Genomic DNA, 17,414 nt, shown 5'->3' on the forward strand with positions numbered 1-17,414 from the left:
AAACCTGCGCAGCAGCGTGTCCATGCACTTTATTTTTACATTTTTCTTACTTTTACACGGATTTTACATTCCGCGGATTTTGGATTTTACATTGCAACAGTATACTCTCAGACAGGAGAGAACCATCAAAACACGCAGGATGCTCTTTCTGTAAGCAGAGCGCCGCTGTTCAAGCGGTGTGCGCTGCGGGTGAAAGCAGCTTCTGAAATCAAAAGTGAGGAAATCTTTATGACCATTTTCAATGTCTTTTCCCTGCTTGGCGGCCTTGCCCTGTTTTTGTTCGGCATGGACATCATGGGCAAGGCCCTGGAAAAGCAGGCCGGCGGCCAGCTGCAGAAGATTCTGAGCAAGCTGACCGATAACCCTCTCAAGGGGTTTTTCCTTGGCCTGTGCGTCACCGCTGTGATCCAGAGTTCCAGCGCTACCACCGTGATGGTGGTCGGCTTTGTCAACAGCGGCATCATGGAACTGCATCAGGCCATTGGCGTCATCATGGGCAGCAATGTGGGCACCACCGTCACCAGCTGGATTCTGAGCCTTTCCGGCCTGCAGGGTGACAGTCTCCTCATCAATCTGCTCAAACCCACTTCTTTCAGTCCTTTGCTTGCATTTATCGGCATTTTGCTGTATATGTGTAAGAGTGAGAAGAAAAAGGGCATCGGCACCATTCTCATCGGCTTTGCTGTGCTGATGACCGGCATGACTGCCATGTCCAACGCCGTCCTGCCCCTGCAGAACGAGGCATGGTTCACCAGCCTGTTCACCCGCTTCTCCAACCCCCTTCTGGGCGTTCTGGTCGGTGCCCTTGTCACCGGCATCATCCAGAGCTCCAGCGCCAGCGTCGGCATCCTGCAGGCATTGAGCGCCACCGGCGTCATTACCTACGGCAGTGCCATTCCCATCATCATGGGCCAGAACATCGGAACCTGTGTCACCGCATTGATCTCCTCTGTGGGCGCCAACAAGAATGCACGCCGTGCTGCCATGGTCCATCTGTACTTCAACATCATCGGTGTAAGCATCTTCCTTGTCGGTTTTTACGGCCTGAATACGGTCTGCCACTTTGCTTTTGTGAACACCACCATCGAGGCATGGGGCATCGCTGTGGTGCACTCGGTGTTCAATATCGTGGCAACGCTGGTGCTGCTGCCCTTCGCAAGCCTGCTGGAAAAGCTGGCCATCCTCACCATTCCGGATTCGCCGGAAAAGGAAAGCTTTGCGCTGCTGGATGACCGCCTGCTGAACACCCCTGCCGTGGCTGTGGAGCGCGCCCGCTCTGCTACGGCTGAAATGGCAGAGCTTGCCCGTGTGGGCGTGATGCAGGCCATGAGCCTGACCCATGAGTGGAACGACACACTTGCGCAGAAGGTCCGCGAGGAAGAGACACAGGTAGACCGTTACGAGGACGCCCTCGGCACCTACCTTGTCAAGCTTTCCAGCCGTGAGCTGAACCACACCGACAGCCAGAGCGTGAACACCCTGCTGCACACCATCAGCGATTTTGAGCGCATCAGCGACCATTCCGTAAACCTGCTGGAATCCGCCGAGGAGATGCACACCAAAGACATCCAGTTCTCGCAGGATGCCCGGGACGAGCTGCAGGTGCTGGAGGATGCCGTGCAGGATATCCTGAACCGCACCACCGATGCCTTCCATAAAGGCGACCTGCACCTTGCCAGCAAGGTGGAACCGCTGGAAGCCGTGGTCAATGAGCTGGTGCGCGCCATCAAAGCCCATCATATCGCCCGCCTGCAGGCCGGCAACTGCTCCATCGAGTACGGCTTTGTTCTGGATGACCTGCTGACCAACTATGAGCGCGTGTGCGACCACTGCAGCAATGTTGCCGTTGCACAGATCGAGGTCGCACAGGACAGTTTTGATACCCACGCTTACCTCAACGAGCTGCGTCACGGCAGTGACACCAAGGAAAGCGAGGAATTCCATCGTCGTTTGGACCGTTACCGTGAGCGCTATCTTTTCCCTGAAAATCAGTCTGCGGAGGATTTTGACAAATGATCTATATTGTGGAAGACGATGCCGCCATCCGGGAGCTGGAGCAGTATGCCCTGCAGTCCAGCGGATACGAGGTGGCCAGCTTTGAGAGCTCGGAGCCCTTCTGGCAGGCCATGCACGCTGCAGAGCCGGAGCTGGTGATCCTGGACGTGATGCTGCCCGGTGAGGACGGCTTCTCTATCCTGAAAAAGCTGCGCAACACCCCTTCCCTGCGGCGGCTGCCCATCATCATGGTCACGGCCAAGTCCAGCGAGCTGGACACGGTGCGCGGGCTGGACTGCGGCGCAGATGATTACATCACAAAGCCCTTTGGCATCATGGAGTTTCTGAGCCGGGTGCGTGCTGCTCTGCGCCGCTCGGCTCCGGAAGCACGTCCCAATGTGCTCAGCTTTCACGAGATCCTGCTGGACAATGCCCGTCACAACGTGACTGTGAGCGGAACGCCGGTAGAGCTGACCTACAAGGAGTACAGTCTGCTGCGTTTGCTGCTGGAGAACACCAATCTGGTGGTGACACGCGAGACCATTCTGCAGGTGGTGTGGGGCACCGACATTTCGGTGGAGAGCCGCACCGTGGATATGCATATCCGCACCCTGCGCAAAAAGCTGGGGGATGCCGGCAAATACATCTGCACTGTGCGCAAGGTGGGTTACAAGCTGACCGATGAAGAGGAGGCCGGTGAAGAATGAAGCTGCGCAGCATGGAAGAAAAGATCAGCTACCGACTGTTTCTGATGGGCTTCTTTGGTCTGTTGTTTACAGCGGCACTGTGTATCTTTGTGTTTCATAAAGCCTTTACTGCACAGGCATGGACCGGCCTTGAGCGGGAAGCGGAACTGGTCAGTGCCGGATACGATCTGGTGCAGGATCCGCAGCAGCTTACTTCTTTTGTTTCCAATGATCTGCGCATCACTCTGATCTCGCAGGATGGCAGCGTGCTGTTTGAATCCGCCACGGATCAGCCCATGGAAAACCATCTTTCCCGGCCGGAGATCCGGCAGGCCATGGCCAGCGGCATCGGCCGGGATATCCGGGACTCGCAAACCATGGGATATGAGACCTACTATTATGCAGTGCTGCTGCCGAACGGCGAGATCCTGCGCACTGCACAGGACGCCGAAACGGTGTGGTCTATCTACGATTCCTCCATTCCCGCCATCGTGCTGAGCTGTGTTGCGCTGATGCTGGCTGCCGCTGTGCTGGCTACCCTGCTGACGCGTGCGCTGGTGCAGCCGGTGCTGAGCATGACCGAAGACCTTGACCATATTCAGGACAATGTGCCCTACAAAGAGCTGATCCCCTTTGCAGAGAGCATCCATTCCGACCGCATCCTGCGCGAAAACAATGAGAAGATGCGGCAGGAATTCACCGCCAATGTCAGCCATGAACTCAAGACCCCTCTGACCAGCATTTCCGGCTACGCCGAGCTCATTGAGACCGGCATTGCAAAGCCGGAGGATGTGCCGGGCTTTGCGCAGAAGATCCATGTGGAAGCCAGCCGCATGATCCAGCTGGTCAATGATATCCTGCAGCTCTCCAGTCTGGACAACGCAAGCGAGACCGGCTCGGAGCCTGAAATGGAAACGGTCGATCTGCTGAGCGTTGCAAAGGAGTGCGTGGAGCGTCAGAAGCTGAATGCCCGCCGGGCTTATATCTCGCTGACCTGTCTGGGGGAAAGTGCTCTTGTACACGGAAACCGGCCCCTGCTGGATGAGCTGTGCCAGAACCTGTGTGATAACGCCATCCGCTACAACCGGCCCGGCGGAAAAGTGCAGATCACCACTGCCTGCAATCGGGACGGCCATTGCACCCTGACCGTGACGGACAATGGCATCGGCATTCCGAAAGAAGCACAGACCAGCGTGTTTGAGCGCTTCTACCGTGTGGATAAGAGCCGCAGCAAAGCGACCGGCGGCACCGGTCTGGGACTGGCGATCGTCAAGCATATTGCGCTGATCCATAGTGCCCGCATCAAGCTGGAAAGTCAGGTGGATGTGGGTACCACCATTACCGTTACTTTCCCCACTGCAAACTGAGGAGCGGAAGCTTCTGTGCTATTCCGGTAAAAATCTCACGACTGTCTGTAATTGCGGACAGTCGTTTTTTATTGTGATCTTCTCCCTGCCCACACCATACTGCAACGCACTGCGCTGCTGCAGATGCACAAGGTCTATTCCCTGCTGCCAGAAGCTTTGCACAGTCTGTGTGCACAACCGGGCCAGCTGAGCGCACTGTGCGGCACTGGGCTGCGGGGTCTCATCTCCACGCTGGCAGTCCAGACGCAGGCGCACCGATTCGCCTTTTAACGTGAACGAAATGCTGCACCGGCGGATCGTCACCGGTTCCTCCGCAAGCCAAAGCGTATGCGTCCCGCGCATCCCGGACAGAAGCTGAACCACTGCCGTCTGCTGGGCGTCCAGCTTGATGCGCTGCTCCCCTTTCCGGAAAACACTTGTCCCGGCAGCGGAAAGCTCCTCATCTTGCAAGGTAAGCTGCGGCCAGAACATTCCATCCCGATGCTGGTACAGTCGCGGCATCCGGCCCGATTCCTGTTTCAATTCATTCAGGAGTCTGTCCGGAAGCCCTTCTGCAGCTTCAAGCTGTTTTTCCAGTTCTTCCGTGGAAACTGCAAGGATGGAAGCTTTTGCCGCCGCACGCCCCCGCCCGCTTTCCAGAACGATGGACTCATAGGCAGAAAGCAGTTCTTCTGAGGTGTTCTCACTTATTATGAGAAAGTCGCACAGGCGATAGTCTGCTTTCTGCGGAAGCTTTTTTTGCACGGACGAAAGCGCCTTTTCCAGTGTACTTTCTTCGGCTAGCCGCATCTGCATTGCAGCCGACGCTTCGGATGCATCCGCAGATGCTTCCGGTGCCTGATACAAAAGCCCGACTGTCACTGTTGCCTCGTTTTGTGCAAGATAGAGTGCTCTTACCATGCTTTTCTCCGTGGTCTCACTGCGGAGAAACAGCAGGCACCAGCCTACCAGCAAAAGCGTGCCGATTGAATGCCGGAGCCGCCGCCTCATCCTGCTGCTCCTTTCCTGCGGTTTGTGGCTTTTTTCCACAGCTCATCTGCCGCTGCGCAGAGGAAGCCGATACGGAAAATAGCGCAGGTAAGCCAGATCAGAAGCAGGAGCGCATCCATACGTGAGAAGATGCCCACGCTCCATGCACGCAGTAGTTCCTGCTCCGGATAGTCCGTTCCGCCAAACACAAGGCAGATGCCGCCGGCAAGACACACCTGTGCAAAAAAGGTCAGCCACGGCAGAAAAAGAACGCGGCGCGGCGCAGTTTCTTCCATCAGAAGGGGCCAGAGCAGATACTCCGCGTACAGCGGCACACGCGGCAGCCTGGCCAGCTGCACCGCATCCGGTTCCAGCAGATGGGACCACTCCATCTGGCCTGCAATGCCTGCCAGACAGAGTCCCTCCCCCAGCAGCACGAACCACCACAGCACCCTTGCCGGGGCATCCCAGCCGGAAAGCGGAATGCGGCATCCCGCCCAGAGCAGCAGCGGGAGCAAGCCGAGCATTGCCATGGAATGAAACTCCTGCCGACAGACGCTCTGCGCCTGCATTGCCGTCCAGAATGCCTCTGCCAGAAGCCCGAGGACTGCCGCAAAAAGCCAGACCTGCCGCACCGCCGTCTGCTGCCAGCAGACATACAGCACCGCGCTGATCCCGGTCAGCAACAGTGCCCCGAGCACTCCATAAAGAAGCATCCCGCGCAGGGAAACGCCCGGTTCAAGGCTCTCTGCCAGAGCTGCCGTCCATACACTCAGCGCCAGTGCGGAAAAAGAGAGTTTCTTCTGCCCTTGCATTCCTTTTCCTCCCGTCTTTGCCAGATGTTAAAGCCCTTCTGCGAAAGGCGGCGGTAGTTGCGGCGGATCACGCCATCCTCTGCCATGGGTCGCTGCGGAAACGGGTGCGCCGCCAGATACGGCACCTGCAGACAGGCCGTGCCGGATAGGCTGAGCAGAAACGCAAAAAAAGCCCCCGCAAGACCCACCGGCCCGGCAAGACCTGCAGCCAGCACCACACCCAGACGCAGCAGCGTCGCAGGCTCGTACAAAGAGGGCGTGACGAACACCGCAATGGCCGTGATGCTTGCCACAAAGATCACCGGCGTGCTCATAAGCCCGGTGGCAATGGCGGCATCCCCAATGATGAGGGCCGACACCAGACTGACCGAGTGCCCCAGCGACTGAGGCATCCGCAGACCCGCTTCCCGGATGACTTCCAGAATAAGCATGACCAGCAGCATTTCTGCAAACAGCGGCAGCGGCGTTGCCTTTTCTGCCGCTTCGATCCTGTACAGCAGCTGCGGCGGGATCAGCTCCGGCAGATAGACCGCCAGACACACGAACACCCCCGGCAGAAATACGGTCAGATAAAACGAAATATATTTCAGGACGCGCAGAAAAGAGGAAAACACTGCAGTAGATGCATAATCATCCAGACATTCAAAGTTTTCGCAGAAGAGGGCCGGAAGCACCATGGCGGAAGGGCTGCCATTGACCAGAACCACGATTTTTCCCTCACAGAGCTTTGCTGCCGCCACGGCGGGCCGCTCGGTATAGCTCACCGGCGTGAACAGCCGTGCCCTGCCCGGCAGCAGCCACGGTACAAAATAGCTGGAGTCCAGCAGAAGCTCCGGCTTTGCCGCCGCAAGCGTTTTGCGCACACGCTGCACCATGGCAGGGTCTGCTTTGTTTTTACAGTAGCAGATGGCATATTCCGTCCGCATTCCGGTGTCTGCCTGTGCCGCTTCCTGTACCAGCTGTTCGCTGCGGATAAGCCGCCGCAGCAGGCTCAGGTTGACCCGCAGCAGATCGGCAAAGCCCTCGCGGGAACCGCGTAGATTTCCTTCGCCCGAGGGTTCGCCCACCGAGCGGAACTTGAGCCCCTGCACCGAGAATGCAATGCCCTTTGCGCAGCCGTCCAGAAGCAGCACCGCCATGCCTGCTGTCAGCCGTTTGGTCAGCTCGTCCATATCCTCTACCGGCGCATTCTCTGCCGGAAAAGCCGAGTCGTGCAGGATCAGCTCGTAGGCCTGCATCCCGGTGCAGCACTGTCCGGGCTGCACCGGCGGGGCCTGGCGGCTGGCCGCATCCAGCAAAAGCGTCCAGAGCGAATCCAGACTGGCCATGCCGTCAAACAAAAGAATGACGGCTTTGCAATGATAAATCGTGATCTCTTTGGCATAATAATCCGCAGAAGAACCAAACATCCGGTCCAGTGCCGCCAGATTTGCCGAGAGGCTCTGTGATAACTGCTGCATCCATGTCCACTCCTTTGCACAGCAGTATGCCCGTCTGATGCACATTCCATTCCCTTTGCAACCGACAGGAGGTCTTGTTTTTTGAAGCTTCTGATCTGCCGAACCATCATCATTTATCTATGTGTTCTGTTTGCCATGCGGCTGATGGGCAAACGCCAGCTGGGTGAATTGCAGCCGGAAGAGCTGGTGTCCACCATCCTCATTTCCAATCTGGCGTCCATCTCCATCGAATCGGAAGAGGTGCCCATCACATCCAGTCTCATTCCCCTGTTCCTCATTGCGGCGCTGGAACTGCTGGGTTCTGTGCTGAGCTTCCGCAGCCAGAAATTCTTCAATTTTCTATCCGGCAGGCCCAAAACGGTCATACTGGATGGAAAGATCGACCAGAATGCTCTGCGGATGCTGCGCCTGACCACCGCCGATCTGATGGAGGCGCTGCGCGGCAAAAACATCTTTGACCCGCGTGAGGTCTCCTACGCCGTGATCGAAACAAACGGGACCCTCTCGGCGGCCCTGCGGCCGGAGAAAGAGCCTGTCCGACTTTCCGACCTGCAGATCAAGGTAAACCATACCAACGCCATCATTCCCTTTGTGCTGGACGGTCAGGTGCTGGAGGACAATCTGCGCTGGTGCGGCAAAGACCGCGAATGGCTGGAGCGGACTGCACAGGCCAACACCCTGCTGCCCGAGGAGATCCTGCTGTTGATCGGCAGCGAGACCGAAGACTATTTTCTGTTAAAAAAAGAGGACCGCCATGGAAGCGGTCCCCGGTGAGGTGAGCGGATGAAGCGGATCTATGCCTGTATCGCCATTGTGGCCGTGCTGCTGGGTGTGGCTTTTTACAGCAGCTGGAAGGTGCAAAGCTTTGCCGAAGTGATCTCGGCAGACCTTGACGCAGCTGCCGAGGCCATCCGCAATGCGGATCATCCTGCTGCGCGGCAGGCCCTTTCCGACGGTGCCGCCCGGTGTGACCAGATGCGGACAAGCATGAATCACCTGCTGCGCACTGCAGATTTTACCGAACTGGAAGCTGCCCTGCGCGCTGCGGACGGCCATCTGGAAATGAACGCTCCCGAGGAAGCCTTTGGTGAGCTGCGGCGCGCACAGGTACAGGTGGAAACGCTGGAATGGCTCTCCCACCGGCTGGTATGACAAAAGCACCGGAACTGTGCCTGTTCGGACACAGTTTCGGTGCTCATAGGGTCTATTCTGTTATTTCTGTGGTTCCCTGCGGTCGCCCATCAGCTTCTGCAGCTCATTGAAAAAGCTCTCCACATCCGCGAACTGGCGGTAGACGGAGGCAAAACGGACATACGCCACCTCGTCGATCTTTTTCAGCTCCTGCATGGTCAGCTCACCAATGCGCACACTGGGGATCTCACGGTCGTAGGAGCTGAGCAGGGTCTGCTCAATGCTGCTGACCGCCCGCTCCAATGACTCATAGCTGACCGGGCGCTTGGCACAGGCACGCACCATGGCATTGAGCAGCTTCTGCCGGTCAAAGGGTTCCCGGGAGCTGTCCTTTTTGATGACCACAAGCGGAACAGTCTCCACGACCTCATAGGTCGTAAAGCGCATGTGGCAGCTGAGACATTCGCGGCGGCGGCGGATGCGTTCGCTGTCTTCAGTGGGGCGGGAGTCGATCACTTTGGATTCCTCAGCTCCGCAATAGGGACATTTCATGTTCTGTTCCTCCTGTCCGGTCTGACCGGGCCGTGTTTTTATGCTTTGGTCTTGGGCTTGCGCTCGCTCCACAGCACCCACGCAGAGGTGGAAACGCACAGCGAAGTATACACACCGCTGATCATGCCCATCATCAGCGGGAACGCAAAGGTAAAGATGCTGTCCAGACCGTACAGCTTTGCCACGACACACATAACACCCAGTGCCATTACCGTGGTAATGGTGGTGATGAGGGTGCGGCGTGCAGACTGATTGACCGAGCGGTTGACCAGTTCTTCAAACGAGGCTTTCTTGCCCATCAGGGTGCGGTTTTCACGGATACGGTCGTAGACCACAACGGTGTCATTGATGGAGTAGCCCAGAATGGTCAGCATGGCTGCAATGAAATTGCCGTCCAGCGGAGTGCGCAGCAGCACGAAGGTGCCAAACACCACCATCAGGTCGTTCACCAATGCCAGCACTGCCATCATGCCGCCGGTCAGGCCGCCGATGTTCTTGAAGCGCAGGGCAATGTACAGCAGGATCAGCACCAGTGCGAACACCACAGCCACCAGACTCTTCTGCAGGAACTTGATGCCCATGGCAGCGCTGACATTGCTCAGGGACAGCTGCTCAAAGCGGTTTTCCGGATAGCTCTCGTTCAGGCTGTCCAGCAGGTCGGCCACCTGTTCCGTGGTCACCGTCTCGGTGCCGGGCATGGAAATTTTCAAGGTCTGGTCGCCGGTGGCAACATTCTCGCCGGTCTGCAGGGTCAGGCCGGTGCTGTCCAGTGCAGCGGAAGCCGTTTTCTGCACATCCGCCGTGGTAAAGCTGCCCTCGTAGCTCAGGGTGATCATGGCTCCGCCGGTGAACTCGGTATCCAGATGGACGCCGAACACCACAGCGCACAGCACGATGGCTGCCATCAGGCAGGTGGAAATGGTCAGGAAGCGCTTGCGCAGGCCCACAAAATCGATGGGCTTCTTTTCTGCCGTTTCCTTGCCGGGCTTTTCAGCGCCGTAAAGCCAGGGGTTGCGCAGTGCCTTAATGGAAGCTGCGCCGCGGATCATCACACGGGTAGCAAACACGCCAAACACAAAGTTCAGCAGCACGCCGGTGAGCAACGTATAGCCGAAAGCATAGATCGTACCGGCAGTGGACGGACCAAAGGCAAAGAATACAAAGTGCAGTGCCTTGGCAAACAGGCCGTCCGAGGGGCCGAAGGCACCCATCAGCACAATCGCCACGATAACGATGGTCACATTGCCGTCAATGATCGGCGTCAGGCCGCGGGCAAAGCCGCTCTTGAGTGCACCGTCCAGCGACTTGCCGTTCTTCAGCTCTTCCTTGATGCGCTCTGCGGTGATGACGTTGGCATCCACACCCATGCCGATGGCCAGAATAATGCCGGCGATACCGGGCAGAGTCATGGTGAAGCTTTCAAACACCGGGAAATAGCCGGACACAAACGCCAGCGTTGCCGCCACCTGACCGGCCAGTGCCATGCAGGCCAAAAAGCCCGGCAGGCGGTACAGGATGGTCATAAATACCACGATCAGCGCAAATGCGATCAGACCGGCCAGCACCATGGCGCTCAGGCTGTTTTCGCCCAAGCTGGGGCTGACGGTAGAGTAGCTGTCCACAGTCAGCGCAAAGGGCAGTGCGCCGGAGTTGATCTGGCGGGCCATTTTGACGACCTGCTCCTGCGTGAAGGGATTGGACGCCGAACTGGTGATGATGGCAGAGCCATCGGTGATCGCAGTGTTCACGGTTGCGGTGCTCACGTTCTCGTCATCCAGCCAGATGCTGATGGTGCCCTTGGACGCGGCCAGCCGGGTGGTCGCATCGCCGAATGCCTTGGCACCGTCGTCCGTAAATTTCAGAGAGACGAAATACTCCGATGCACCCCCGCTGGTCACAGGGCCATACTGGGCTGCAGCGCTCTCGATCATGGAGCCGTCCAAAATCAGCTCACCGTCGGCACTGCTGCCCTCCCGGAAGGTGAGGTACGCGGTGGTGCCGATCTCGTCGATCGCCGCTTCCGGGTCAAAATCCGTCTCACCGGACTGCCACGGAAACTCGAGGATCAGGCTGTCGGAGGTGTTGTCCACATACAGCTCATAGTCGGTCACGTTCAAAGCGACCAGACGGTTCTCAATTACAAGCTGCGCGGCCTCCAGCTGTTCTTCGGTGGCATCGTAGCCATCCGACGGCACAAAGGTGACGTTTACGCCGCCCTTGATATCCACACCAAAGCGGATATCCTTTGCGCCCTTGATGTAGGTCGTGGTCGTATCGCCGTACTTGGCATATACGCCGAAGAAGGCAGTGTAGACGAACACTGCGATCAGCAGCACTGCGGCGACAAGATGCCATGCTTTGCCTTTTGTTTTCATAAAATTCAGGGAACCTCCAAAAGCAGCGGCACAGACAGCCGCTGCCCGTATTCTGGTACAGACCCGCCTGCTGCGGGCCGTCTTTCTTCCGCAGGGCAGCCGTCATGCCGGCTTTCCTGCGACAAAACTCCCCTGACGGCTCAAGCGAGCCGCACAGAGGAGATAAAATCAGGAATCGTTAGATCTTAGTCCGCCTTATCAGCCAGCAGCTTTTCCACGACCGCCAGACGCACGCAGACGCACAGCAGTTCGGACGCCATTTCTACCTCGTCCAGACTGGGATAGGTAGGTGCAATGCGCAGGTGAGAATCCTGAGGGTCCTTGTGGTAGGGATAGGCAGAACCGGCACCGGTCAGGGTCAGGCCCGCATCCTTGCACAGACTTGCCACGCGCTTTGCACAGCCGGGCATCACATACAGGCTGATGAAGTAGCCGCCCTTGGGGTCCGTCCAGTGGGCGATGTCGCCGCAGGGAATGAGGTTGTTCTTGAATGCCGTCTTGACGGCATCGAAGCAGGGCACCAGACGACGGCGATGCTTTGCCATATGGGCCAGAACGCCTTCCTTGTTCTTCAGGAAGCGGACATGGCGCAGCTGGTTCATCTTGTCGTAGCTGATGATCATGACCGAGAAGCGCTTGCAGATATACTTCATGCTGCTCTCGCTGCAGGCAATGGCAGAGACGCCTGCGCCCGGGAAGGTGATCTTGCTGGTGGAGGTGAACATGAACACACGGTCTTCGTTGCCGTACTTCTTGCTCTCATTCAGCAGCACCGGAGTCTCGATGATCTCATCGGTGAGATGATGGACGATATAGGCCTCATCCCAGAAGATCTTGAAATCAGGCGCAGCGGTCTTCATCTTCGCAAAACGCTCGATGGTCTCATCGCTGTAGGTGTAGCCATCAGGGTTAGAATACTGCGGCACGCACCAGATGCCCTTGATATCGGCATCCTCGGCCACCAGCTTTTCCACAATATCCATGTCCGGACCGTTGGGGGTCATCGGCACACTGATGAGCTCAAAGCCAAACTCCTCGGTGATGGCAAAGTGACGGTCATAGCCGGGCACCGGGCAGAGGAACTTGCGCTTCTCCACCTGAGACCAGGGGCACGGAGACTCCGGGAAACCAAACACATAGCCGATGTTGATGAGGTTGTACATCAGCTGCAGGCTGGAGTTGCCGCCCACGAACACCTCGCCGGGCTGCACGCCGAATACATCCGCGAACAGCACACGGGCTTCCTGCAGACCTTCCAGCTCACCATAGTTGCGGGCATCCGTGCCGGCATCGGTGGTGTAATCGTTCATCTTCAGCAGGTCCATGGCCAGATCCATCTGGTGAGGGCCGGGCTTGCCGCGGGCCATATTCAGCTTGAGGCCCTTGGCCTGAAATTCTTTGTACTTTGCTTCAAGCGCTGCCTTCTCAGCAGTGAGTTCATCGCGGTTCATTGCAAGATAATTTGCCATTGGAAACACACTCCTTTATCGTACTTCCTGTTACCCATTGCGCTGGTACTGCATCCGAGGGAGCCTTCCTGCCAGGGAACCGGCTCCGTACTGCAATCCAGACCTTAATATTATAGTACATTTTCGGCCCGGAAACAAGAATATTAAAGCAAAAAGCCCTGCTAAAAGCAAAAAGCTTTTAAAACAGGGCTTTCACTCCCCTGCTGTGCGCCGAAGCGTCAGCTCAGAGAGGCTTGGTTTTTGTAGCGTTTGCGCACCGCACCGTATTCCAGATGGGCTTCTCCGCCCTCCACGGTGTCTTCATCCACCGTCACGCGGATGATGGTAGCATCTGTGGGCACATCATACATGATGGGCAGCAGGATGCCTTCCATCACGCTGCGCAGGCCGCGGGCACCGGTCTTGCGCTCAATGGTCTTGCGGGCAATGGCATGCAGTGCTTCATCGGTGAATTCCAGCTCCACATTATCCATGCCCAGAAGTTCTTTGTACTGCTTGACCAGACTGTTGCGCGGCTCCTTGAGCACACGCACCAGAGCATCCTCGTCCAGATCATCCAGCACGGTAATGACCGGCAGACGGCCGATCAGCTCCGGGATCAGGCCGAACTTGACCAGATCGTGGGGTTCCACCTTGCGCAGCAAAGCGCGCTCGGCTTCGCTGGAGTTATCCTTCAGGCTGCTGCCAAAGCCCAGCGCGGACTTATCCGTGCGGCGCAGGATATACTTGTCCAGACCGTCAAATGCACCGCCGCAGATGAACAGGATATTGGTGGTGTCGATCTGGATGAACTCCTGCTGCGGGTGCTTGCGGCCGCCCTGCGGAGGAACATTGCTCACAGTTCCCTCAAGGATCTTCAGCAGGGCCTGCTGCACGCCTTCACCGCCCACATCGCGGGTGATGGAGGGGTTCTCGCTCTTGCGGGTGATCTTGTCGATCTCATCGATATAGATGATGCCGATCTGTGCCTTCTGCACATCGAAGTCCGCTGCCTGAATGAGCTTGAGCAGGATGTTCTCCACATCCTCGCCCACGTAGCCGGCCTCGGTCAGGGTCGTGGCGTCGGCAATGGCGAACGGAACGCCCAGCATCTTGGCCAGAGTCTGCGCCAGCAGGGTCTTGCCTACGCCGGAGGGGCCCAGCAGCAGCACATTGGACTTCTGCAGCTCCACGTCGCCGCCCTTGCCGCTGAGGATGCGCTTGTAATGGTTGTAGACCGAGACAGCCAGCACACGCTTTGCCTCGTCCTGACCGATCACATACTGGTCCAGACCTTCCTTGATCTCGGCCGGGGTCAGGATGTTGATATCCAGACCGTCTGCGGGCTGGATGTGTGCGCGGTTTGCACCGTCCCGTGCCGGACGTGCGCTTTTGGGCTGATCCGGCTTATCGGAAAGCAGATCGTGGCACAGGCCGATGCATTCGCTGCAGATGTTGACGCCGGGGCCGATGATCATGCGCTCCACTTCGTCCTGATGCTTTCCGCAGAAGCTGCAGACCAGATCCTTTTCATTTTTGTCTCTGCCGGAATTGTTATTTGCCATAGCTGTTTTTCCTTATCCTGGGTAAATTAAATGTCAGCGGCTCAGCGATGGGCAATGACCTCATCGATCAGGCCGTATTCTTTTGCCTGCTGTGCGGACATATAGTTATCGCGCTCGGTATCCAGCTGGATCTTTTCCAGCGGCTGACCCGTGTACTCGCTGAGCATCCGGTTCATCTTGTCGCGGATATACACCATGTGTTCAGCATGGATCTTGATATCAGTGGTCTGGCCGGACAGGCCGCCGCCCTGACCGCCTGCGATCAGCGGCTGATGGATCATGATCTCCGCATTGGGCAGTGCAAAGCGCTTGCCCTTGGTACCGCTTGCCAGCAGGAAAGCGCCCATGGAAGCAGCCATGCCCATGCAGATGGTGGAAACATCGCACTTGATATACTGCATGGTATCGTGGATGGCCATACCGGCGCTGATGGAACCGCCGGGGCTGTTGATATACAGGCTGATATCCTTATCCGGGTCCTGCCCTTCCAGATACAGCAGCTGTGCCACAACAAGGCTGGCCGTGGTATCGTTGACATCCTCACTCAGAACGATGATACGATCGTTCAGCAGACGGGAGAAAATATCGTAGGAGCGCTCGCCGTGGGACGACTGCTCTACAACGTAAGGAACAAAACTCATAAAGTTCGCCTCCTGAAATGGAATATAGTATTTGCAAAATTGACCGATACGGTTTCCCTGCCGGTTCTGCCGTATCGGTCAATTTTTACAACCTTTGATTGAAACCGTGCAGCACGCCGCCAGCTTCAAAGGAGTGCAGCCGACTGATTACTCAGCGTCTGCTGCCTTCTCTTCCTCAGCAGCCTTCTCCACGATGTTTGCATGGCTCTTGATGAAGTCGATGGCCTTGTTGATGGCCAGATCCTTCTTCAGGTCGTTAACATTGACCAGCTCACGGACCTTGTCCTCTTCCATCTTGTACTGGTCAGCGATGCGCTTGATCTCAGCGGAAATTTCCTCCTCGGAAGCCTCGATGTTCTCAGCAGCGGCAACAGCCTCCAGAGCCAGACGGATCTTGACCTGCTTCTCAGCCTGCGGCATGAAGGAAGCGCGGAACTGCTCCATAGTCTGGCCCATATACTTCAGGTAGTCCTCGAGACGCAGACCCTGCTGCTCCACGCGGAATGCAAAGTCGTTGACCATCTCGTCCATGCGCTCATCGTACATTGCCTGAGGAATCTCGCCCTCCATGCTGTCGATGACCTGATCGACCAGAGCATTCTCAACAGCCAGGTCGTCCTGCTTGTCCAGCTGCTCCTGATTGTTCTTGCGGATGGAAGCCTTGAACTCGTCCAGAGTGTCGTACTCGGAGCAGTCCTTTGCCAGCTCGTCATCCAGAGCAGGCAGCTCCTTGTACTTGACCTCGTGCAGCTTGATCTTGAACACAGCAGCCTTGCCAGCCAGCTCAGCAGCCTGATACTCGGTGGGGAAGGTGACGTTCACGTCGAACTCTTCGCCAGCGGAGTGGCCCACGATCTGATCCTCAAAGCCGGGGATGAAGCTGCCGCTGCCCAGAGTCAGGCTGTAGTGCTCAGCCTTGCCGCCCTCGAATGCGACGCCGTCCACAAAGCCCTCGAAGTCGATATCAGCGATATCGCCATTCTCAGCAGCACCCTCACGGGTCAGCTCACGGGCGTTGCGCTCCTGCACACGCTTCAGCTCTGCCTCAACAGCCTCGTCAGAGACAGTATGGACAGTCTTTTCCACCGTCAGACCGTTGTAGCTGCCGATCTTGACTTCGGGCTTGACAGCGACCTTGACGGTCAGGGTGACACCGTTGGTCTCGTCAGCAGAGTCAACAGTGACCTCCGGACGGCCGACCGGCTCCACGTTTGCTTCCTTGACAGCAGCCTCGAAAGCCTCGGGGAACAGCTCGTTGATGGCGTCGTAGGTAAAGACGTCGGCACCGTACATCTGCTCGATCAGCTTGCGGGGAGCCTTGCCCTTGCGGAAGCCGGGAACAGCGTACTTCTTGCCTTCCTTCTTGAAAACATCGGCAGTGGCCTTCTTAAAAGCCTCTGCATCGATGGAGAACTGCAGTTCTGCCATGCTCTTCTCGAGCTTTTCACACTTGATGAGATTCATTTGTTTTTCCTCCACTCAAAAAATCTATTGCTCGGGGCAGGAAATTTTTGCCCTTTGCAACCGCGCACTGCGTCCTGAATGAACTTGCTTTTGCAACATGCGGGGACGCGCGCGCTCAATTGGGTGCAACAATCGCGTCAAAACTTATTATAGCACGCTTTGGACACAATTGCCAGTCCAAATTGTGAATTTTTATCATTTCTGCCCTTGCTGCAGCTTCTGCCCGGTCAGAACGTCTCTGTCCCGGACGATCAGTTGATGCGGTATGGACAGAAACGCAGCCCATCCGCACTTACCAGCTTGTAGTGGATGCCGTCCACATCGCCCTGCACCGCATATCGGATCGCGTTGCCGTGCAGATGGCCATAAAAGCAGGTCCTGATGCCATATTCTTTTAAGGTGGCTACGATCTCCGGGGCACTGGTGCCGGTGTATACCGGCGGATAGTGCAGGAACACCAGCTTTTCCAGTCCCGGTTCGGCGGCATCCAGACTCATGCGCAGCCGTCCGATCTCGCGGTTCATCACCTTTTCATCATGGGCCTCGCCTACATCAAACAGCCAGCCCCGGGTGCCGCAGATGGCATAGCCCTCTACGCTGTAGGAATTGTTGTGCAGGATGTGCAGGGTGTCGAACCCCTCTGCTTTGAGGTAGGCGTTCATCTTATTGGCAGTGGACCACCAGTAATCGTGGTTGCCCTTCATGATGATCTTCTGTCCGGGCAGGCTCTGCAACAATTCAAAGTCCCTGCGGGTATCGGTCAGGCGCATGGCCCAGCTGATATCTCCTGCCAGCACGATGGTGTCTTCCGGTTTGATGAGCTTCCGCCAGTTTTTTTCCAGACGCTCCACATAATCGTTCCAGCCGGGAAAAATATCCATCGGCTTGGAAGCGCCCAGAGAAAGATGGGGATCGCCAAGCACAAAAAGTGCCATGTTTTTACTCC

15 protein-coding genes are annotated in these 17,414 nt (G+C 57.0%); 5 read left to right on the forward strand and 10 right to left on the reverse strand.

Annotation, left to right across the window (positions count from 1 at the left end; translation table 11 throughout):
* The first annotated feature begins 228 nt into the window (after nucleotides 1–228).
* From ACKXF9_RS10905 to ACKXF9_RS10915, 3 genes are read left to right on the forward strand one after another with little or no spacing between them, the layout of a single operon-like run.
* Nucleotides 229–2,016 carry a Na/Pi cotransporter family protein gene (locus ACKXF9_RS10905; RefSeq protein ID WP_418266190.1) on the forward strand — a complete coding sequence of 596 codons (1,788 nt, stop codon included), beginning with the start codon at nucleotides 229–231 and terminating at the stop codon, nucleotides 2,014–2,016.
* A complete protein-coding gene (locus tag ACKXF9_RS10910) occupies nucleotides 2,013–2,702 on the forward strand; it encodes a response regulator transcription factor (protein WP_249238690.1) in 690 nt (229 codons plus the stop codon). The genes ACKXF9_RS10905 and ACKXF9_RS10910 overlap by 4 nt, the downstream gene beginning before the upstream one ends.
* Complete coding sequence (locus tag ACKXF9_RS10915) at nucleotides 2,699–4,048, forward strand: sensor histidine kinase (protein ID WP_418266191.1); 1,350 nt, start codon at nucleotides 2,699–2,701, stop codon at nucleotides 4,046–4,048. The genes ACKXF9_RS10910 and ACKXF9_RS10915 overlap by 4 nt, the downstream gene beginning before the upstream one ends.
* 18 nt (nucleotides 4,049–4,066) lie before the next feature.
* Here ACKXF9_RS10915 and ACKXF9_RS10920 read toward each other — a convergent pair whose 3' ends face one another.
* The 3 genes from ACKXF9_RS10920 to ACKXF9_RS10930 form a co-directional block, all read right to left on the reverse strand.
* Nucleotides 4,067–4,948 carry a hypothetical protein gene (locus ACKXF9_RS10920; RefSeq protein ID WP_418266192.1) on the reverse strand — a complete coding sequence of 294 codons (882 nt, stop codon included), beginning with the start codon at nucleotides 4,946–4,948 and terminating at the stop codon, nucleotides 4,067–4,069.
* Nucleotides 4,949–5,034: 86 nt separating this feature from the next.
* Nucleotides 5,035–5,832: a hypothetical protein gene (locus ACKXF9_RS10925; protein WP_418266193.1), complete on the reverse strand. Its 798-nt coding sequence runs from the start codon at nucleotides 5,830–5,832 to the stop codon at nucleotides 5,035–5,037.
* Nucleotides 5,790–7,292, reverse strand: a complete 1,503-nt coding sequence (locus ACKXF9_RS10930; protein WP_418266194.1) for a spore germination protein — start codon at nucleotides 7,290–7,292, stop codon at nucleotides 5,790–5,792. The genes ACKXF9_RS10925 and ACKXF9_RS10930 overlap by 43 nt, the downstream gene beginning before the upstream one ends.
* A gap of 81 nt (nucleotides 7,293–7,373) precedes the next feature.
* Here ACKXF9_RS10930 and ACKXF9_RS10935 point away from each other — a divergent pair, with 81 nt between their 5' ends.
* On the forward strand, nucleotides 7,374–8,066 hold the full coding sequence (locus tag ACKXF9_RS10935; protein WP_418266195.1) for a DUF421 domain-containing protein: 693 nt from the start codon (nucleotides 7,374–7,376) through the stop codon (nucleotides 8,064–8,066).
* Between the two features lie 9 nt (nucleotides 8,067–8,075).
* Nucleotides 8,076–8,444: a DUF4363 family protein gene (locus ACKXF9_RS10940; protein WP_418266196.1), complete on the forward strand. Its 369-nt coding sequence runs from the start codon at nucleotides 8,076–8,078 to the stop codon at nucleotides 8,442–8,444.
* Between the two features lie 60 nt (nucleotides 8,445–8,504).
* Here ACKXF9_RS10940 and nrdR read toward each other — a convergent pair whose 3' ends face one another.
* The 7 genes from nrdR to ACKXF9_RS10975 all read right to left on the reverse strand — a co-directional run bounded on the left by nrdR (nucleotide 8,505) and on the right by ACKXF9_RS10975 (nucleotide 17,403).
* Complete coding sequence (gene nrdR, locus ACKXF9_RS10945; RefSeq protein ID WP_249238683.1) at nucleotides 8,505–8,975, reverse strand: transcriptional regulator NrdR; 471 nt, start codon at nucleotides 8,973–8,975, stop codon at nucleotides 8,505–8,507.
* Nucleotides 8,976–9,013: 38 nt separating this feature from the next.
* Nucleotides 9,014–11,350: a protein translocase subunit SecF gene (gene secF / locus ACKXF9_RS10950; RefSeq protein ID WP_418266197.1), complete on the reverse strand. Its 2,337-nt coding sequence runs from the start codon at nucleotides 11,348–11,350 to the stop codon at nucleotides 9,014–9,016.
* Nucleotides 11,351–11,535: 185 nt separating this feature from the next.
* Nucleotides 11,536–12,819, reverse strand: coding sequence for an aminotransferase (locus ACKXF9_RS10955; RefSeq protein WP_418266198.1), 1,284 nt, complete (start codon nucleotides 12,817–12,819; stop codon nucleotides 11,536–11,538).
* 218 nt (nucleotides 12,820–13,037) lie between these two features.
* The gene (gene clpX, locus ACKXF9_RS10960; protein ID WP_418266199.1) at nucleotides 13,038–14,363 is read right to left on the reverse strand and encodes an ATP-dependent Clp protease ATP-binding subunit ClpX; all 1,326 of its coding nucleotides are present in this window, start codon (nucleotides 14,361–14,363) and stop codon (nucleotides 13,038–13,040) included.
* A 41-nt stretch (nucleotides 14,364–14,404) separates the two neighbouring features.
* Nucleotides 14,405–15,004, reverse strand: coding sequence for an ATP-dependent Clp endopeptidase proteolytic subunit ClpP (gene clpP, locus ACKXF9_RS10965; RefSeq protein WP_249238679.1), 600 nt, complete (start codon nucleotides 15,002–15,004; stop codon nucleotides 14,405–14,407).
* A gap of 147 nt (nucleotides 15,005–15,151) precedes the next feature.
* Complete coding sequence (gene tig / locus ACKXF9_RS10970) at nucleotides 15,152–16,468, reverse strand: trigger factor (RefSeq protein ID WP_418266200.1); 1,317 nt, start codon at nucleotides 16,466–16,468, stop codon at nucleotides 15,152–15,154.
* Nucleotides 16,469–16,719: 251 nt separating this feature from the next.
* Nucleotides 16,720–17,403, reverse strand: a complete 684-nt coding sequence (locus ACKXF9_RS10975; protein WP_418266201.1) for a metallophosphoesterase — start codon at nucleotides 17,401–17,403, stop codon at nucleotides 16,720–16,722.
* Between the last annotated feature and the right edge of the window lie 11 nt (nucleotides 17,404–17,414).

It is taken from the genome of Faecalibacterium sp. 9, assembly GCF_048320955.1.
Taxonomy (GTDB): domain Bacteria; phylum Bacillota; class Clostridia; order Oscillospirales; family Ruminococcaceae; genus Faecalibacterium; species Faecalibacterium wellingii.

Excerpts from the sequence above, each read along its gene's own strand:
- ACKXF9_RS10915 (WP_418266191.1), top strand. The coding sequence starts at position 2,699 with ATGAAGCTGCGCAGCATGGAAGAAAAGATCAGCTACCGACTGTTTCTG.
- ACKXF9_RS10940 (WP_418266196.1), top strand. The coding sequence starts at position 8,076 with ATGAAGCGGATCTATGCCTGTATCGCCATTGTGGCCGTGCTGCTGGGT.
- ACKXF9_RS10925 (WP_418266193.1), bottom strand. The coding sequence starts at position 5,832 with ATGCAAGGGCAGAAGAAACTCTCTTTTTCCGCACTGGCGCTGAGTGTA.
- secF (WP_418266197.1), bottom strand. The coding sequence starts at position 11,350 with ATGAAAACAAAAGGCAAAGCATGGCATCTTGTCGCCGCAGTGCTGCTG.
- ACKXF9_RS10910 (WP_249238690.1), top strand. The coding sequence starts at position 2,013 with ATGATCTATATTGTGGAAGACGATGCCGCCATCCGGGAGCTGGAGCAG.
- ACKXF9_RS10975 (WP_418266201.1), bottom strand. The coding sequence starts at position 17,403 with ATGGCACTTTTTGTGCTTGGCGATCCCCATCTTTCTCTGGGCGCTTCC.
- tig (WP_418266200.1), bottom strand. The coding sequence starts at position 16,468 with ATGAATCTCATCAAGTGTGAAAAGCTCGAGAAGAGCATGGCAGAACTG.
- clpX (WP_418266199.1), bottom strand. The coding sequence starts at position 14,363 with ATGGCAAATAACAATTCCGGCAGAGACAAAAATGAAAAGGATCTGGTC.
- ACKXF9_RS10905 (WP_418266190.1), top strand. The coding sequence starts at position 229 with ATGACCATTTTCAATGTCTTTTCCCTGCTTGGCGGCCTTGCCCTGTTT.
- ACKXF9_RS10955 (WP_418266198.1), bottom strand. The coding sequence starts at position 12,819 with ATGGCAAATTATCTTGCAATGAACCGCGATGAACTCACTGCTGAGAAG.
- clpP (WP_249238679.1), bottom strand. The coding sequence starts at position 15,004 with ATGAGTTTTGTTCCTTACGTTGTAGAGCAGTCGTCCCACGGCGAGCGC.
- nrdR (WP_249238683.1), bottom strand. The coding sequence starts at position 8,975 with ATGAAATGTCCCTATTGCGGAGCTGAGGAATCCAAAGTGATCGACTCC.
- ACKXF9_RS10920 (WP_418266192.1), bottom strand. The coding sequence starts at position 4,948 with ATGGTAAGAGCACTCTATCTTGCACAAAACGAGGCAACAGTGACAGTC.
- ACKXF9_RS10930 (WP_418266194.1), bottom strand. The coding sequence starts at position 7,292 with ATGCAGCAGTTATCACAGAGCCTCTCGGCAAATCTGGCGGCACTGGAC.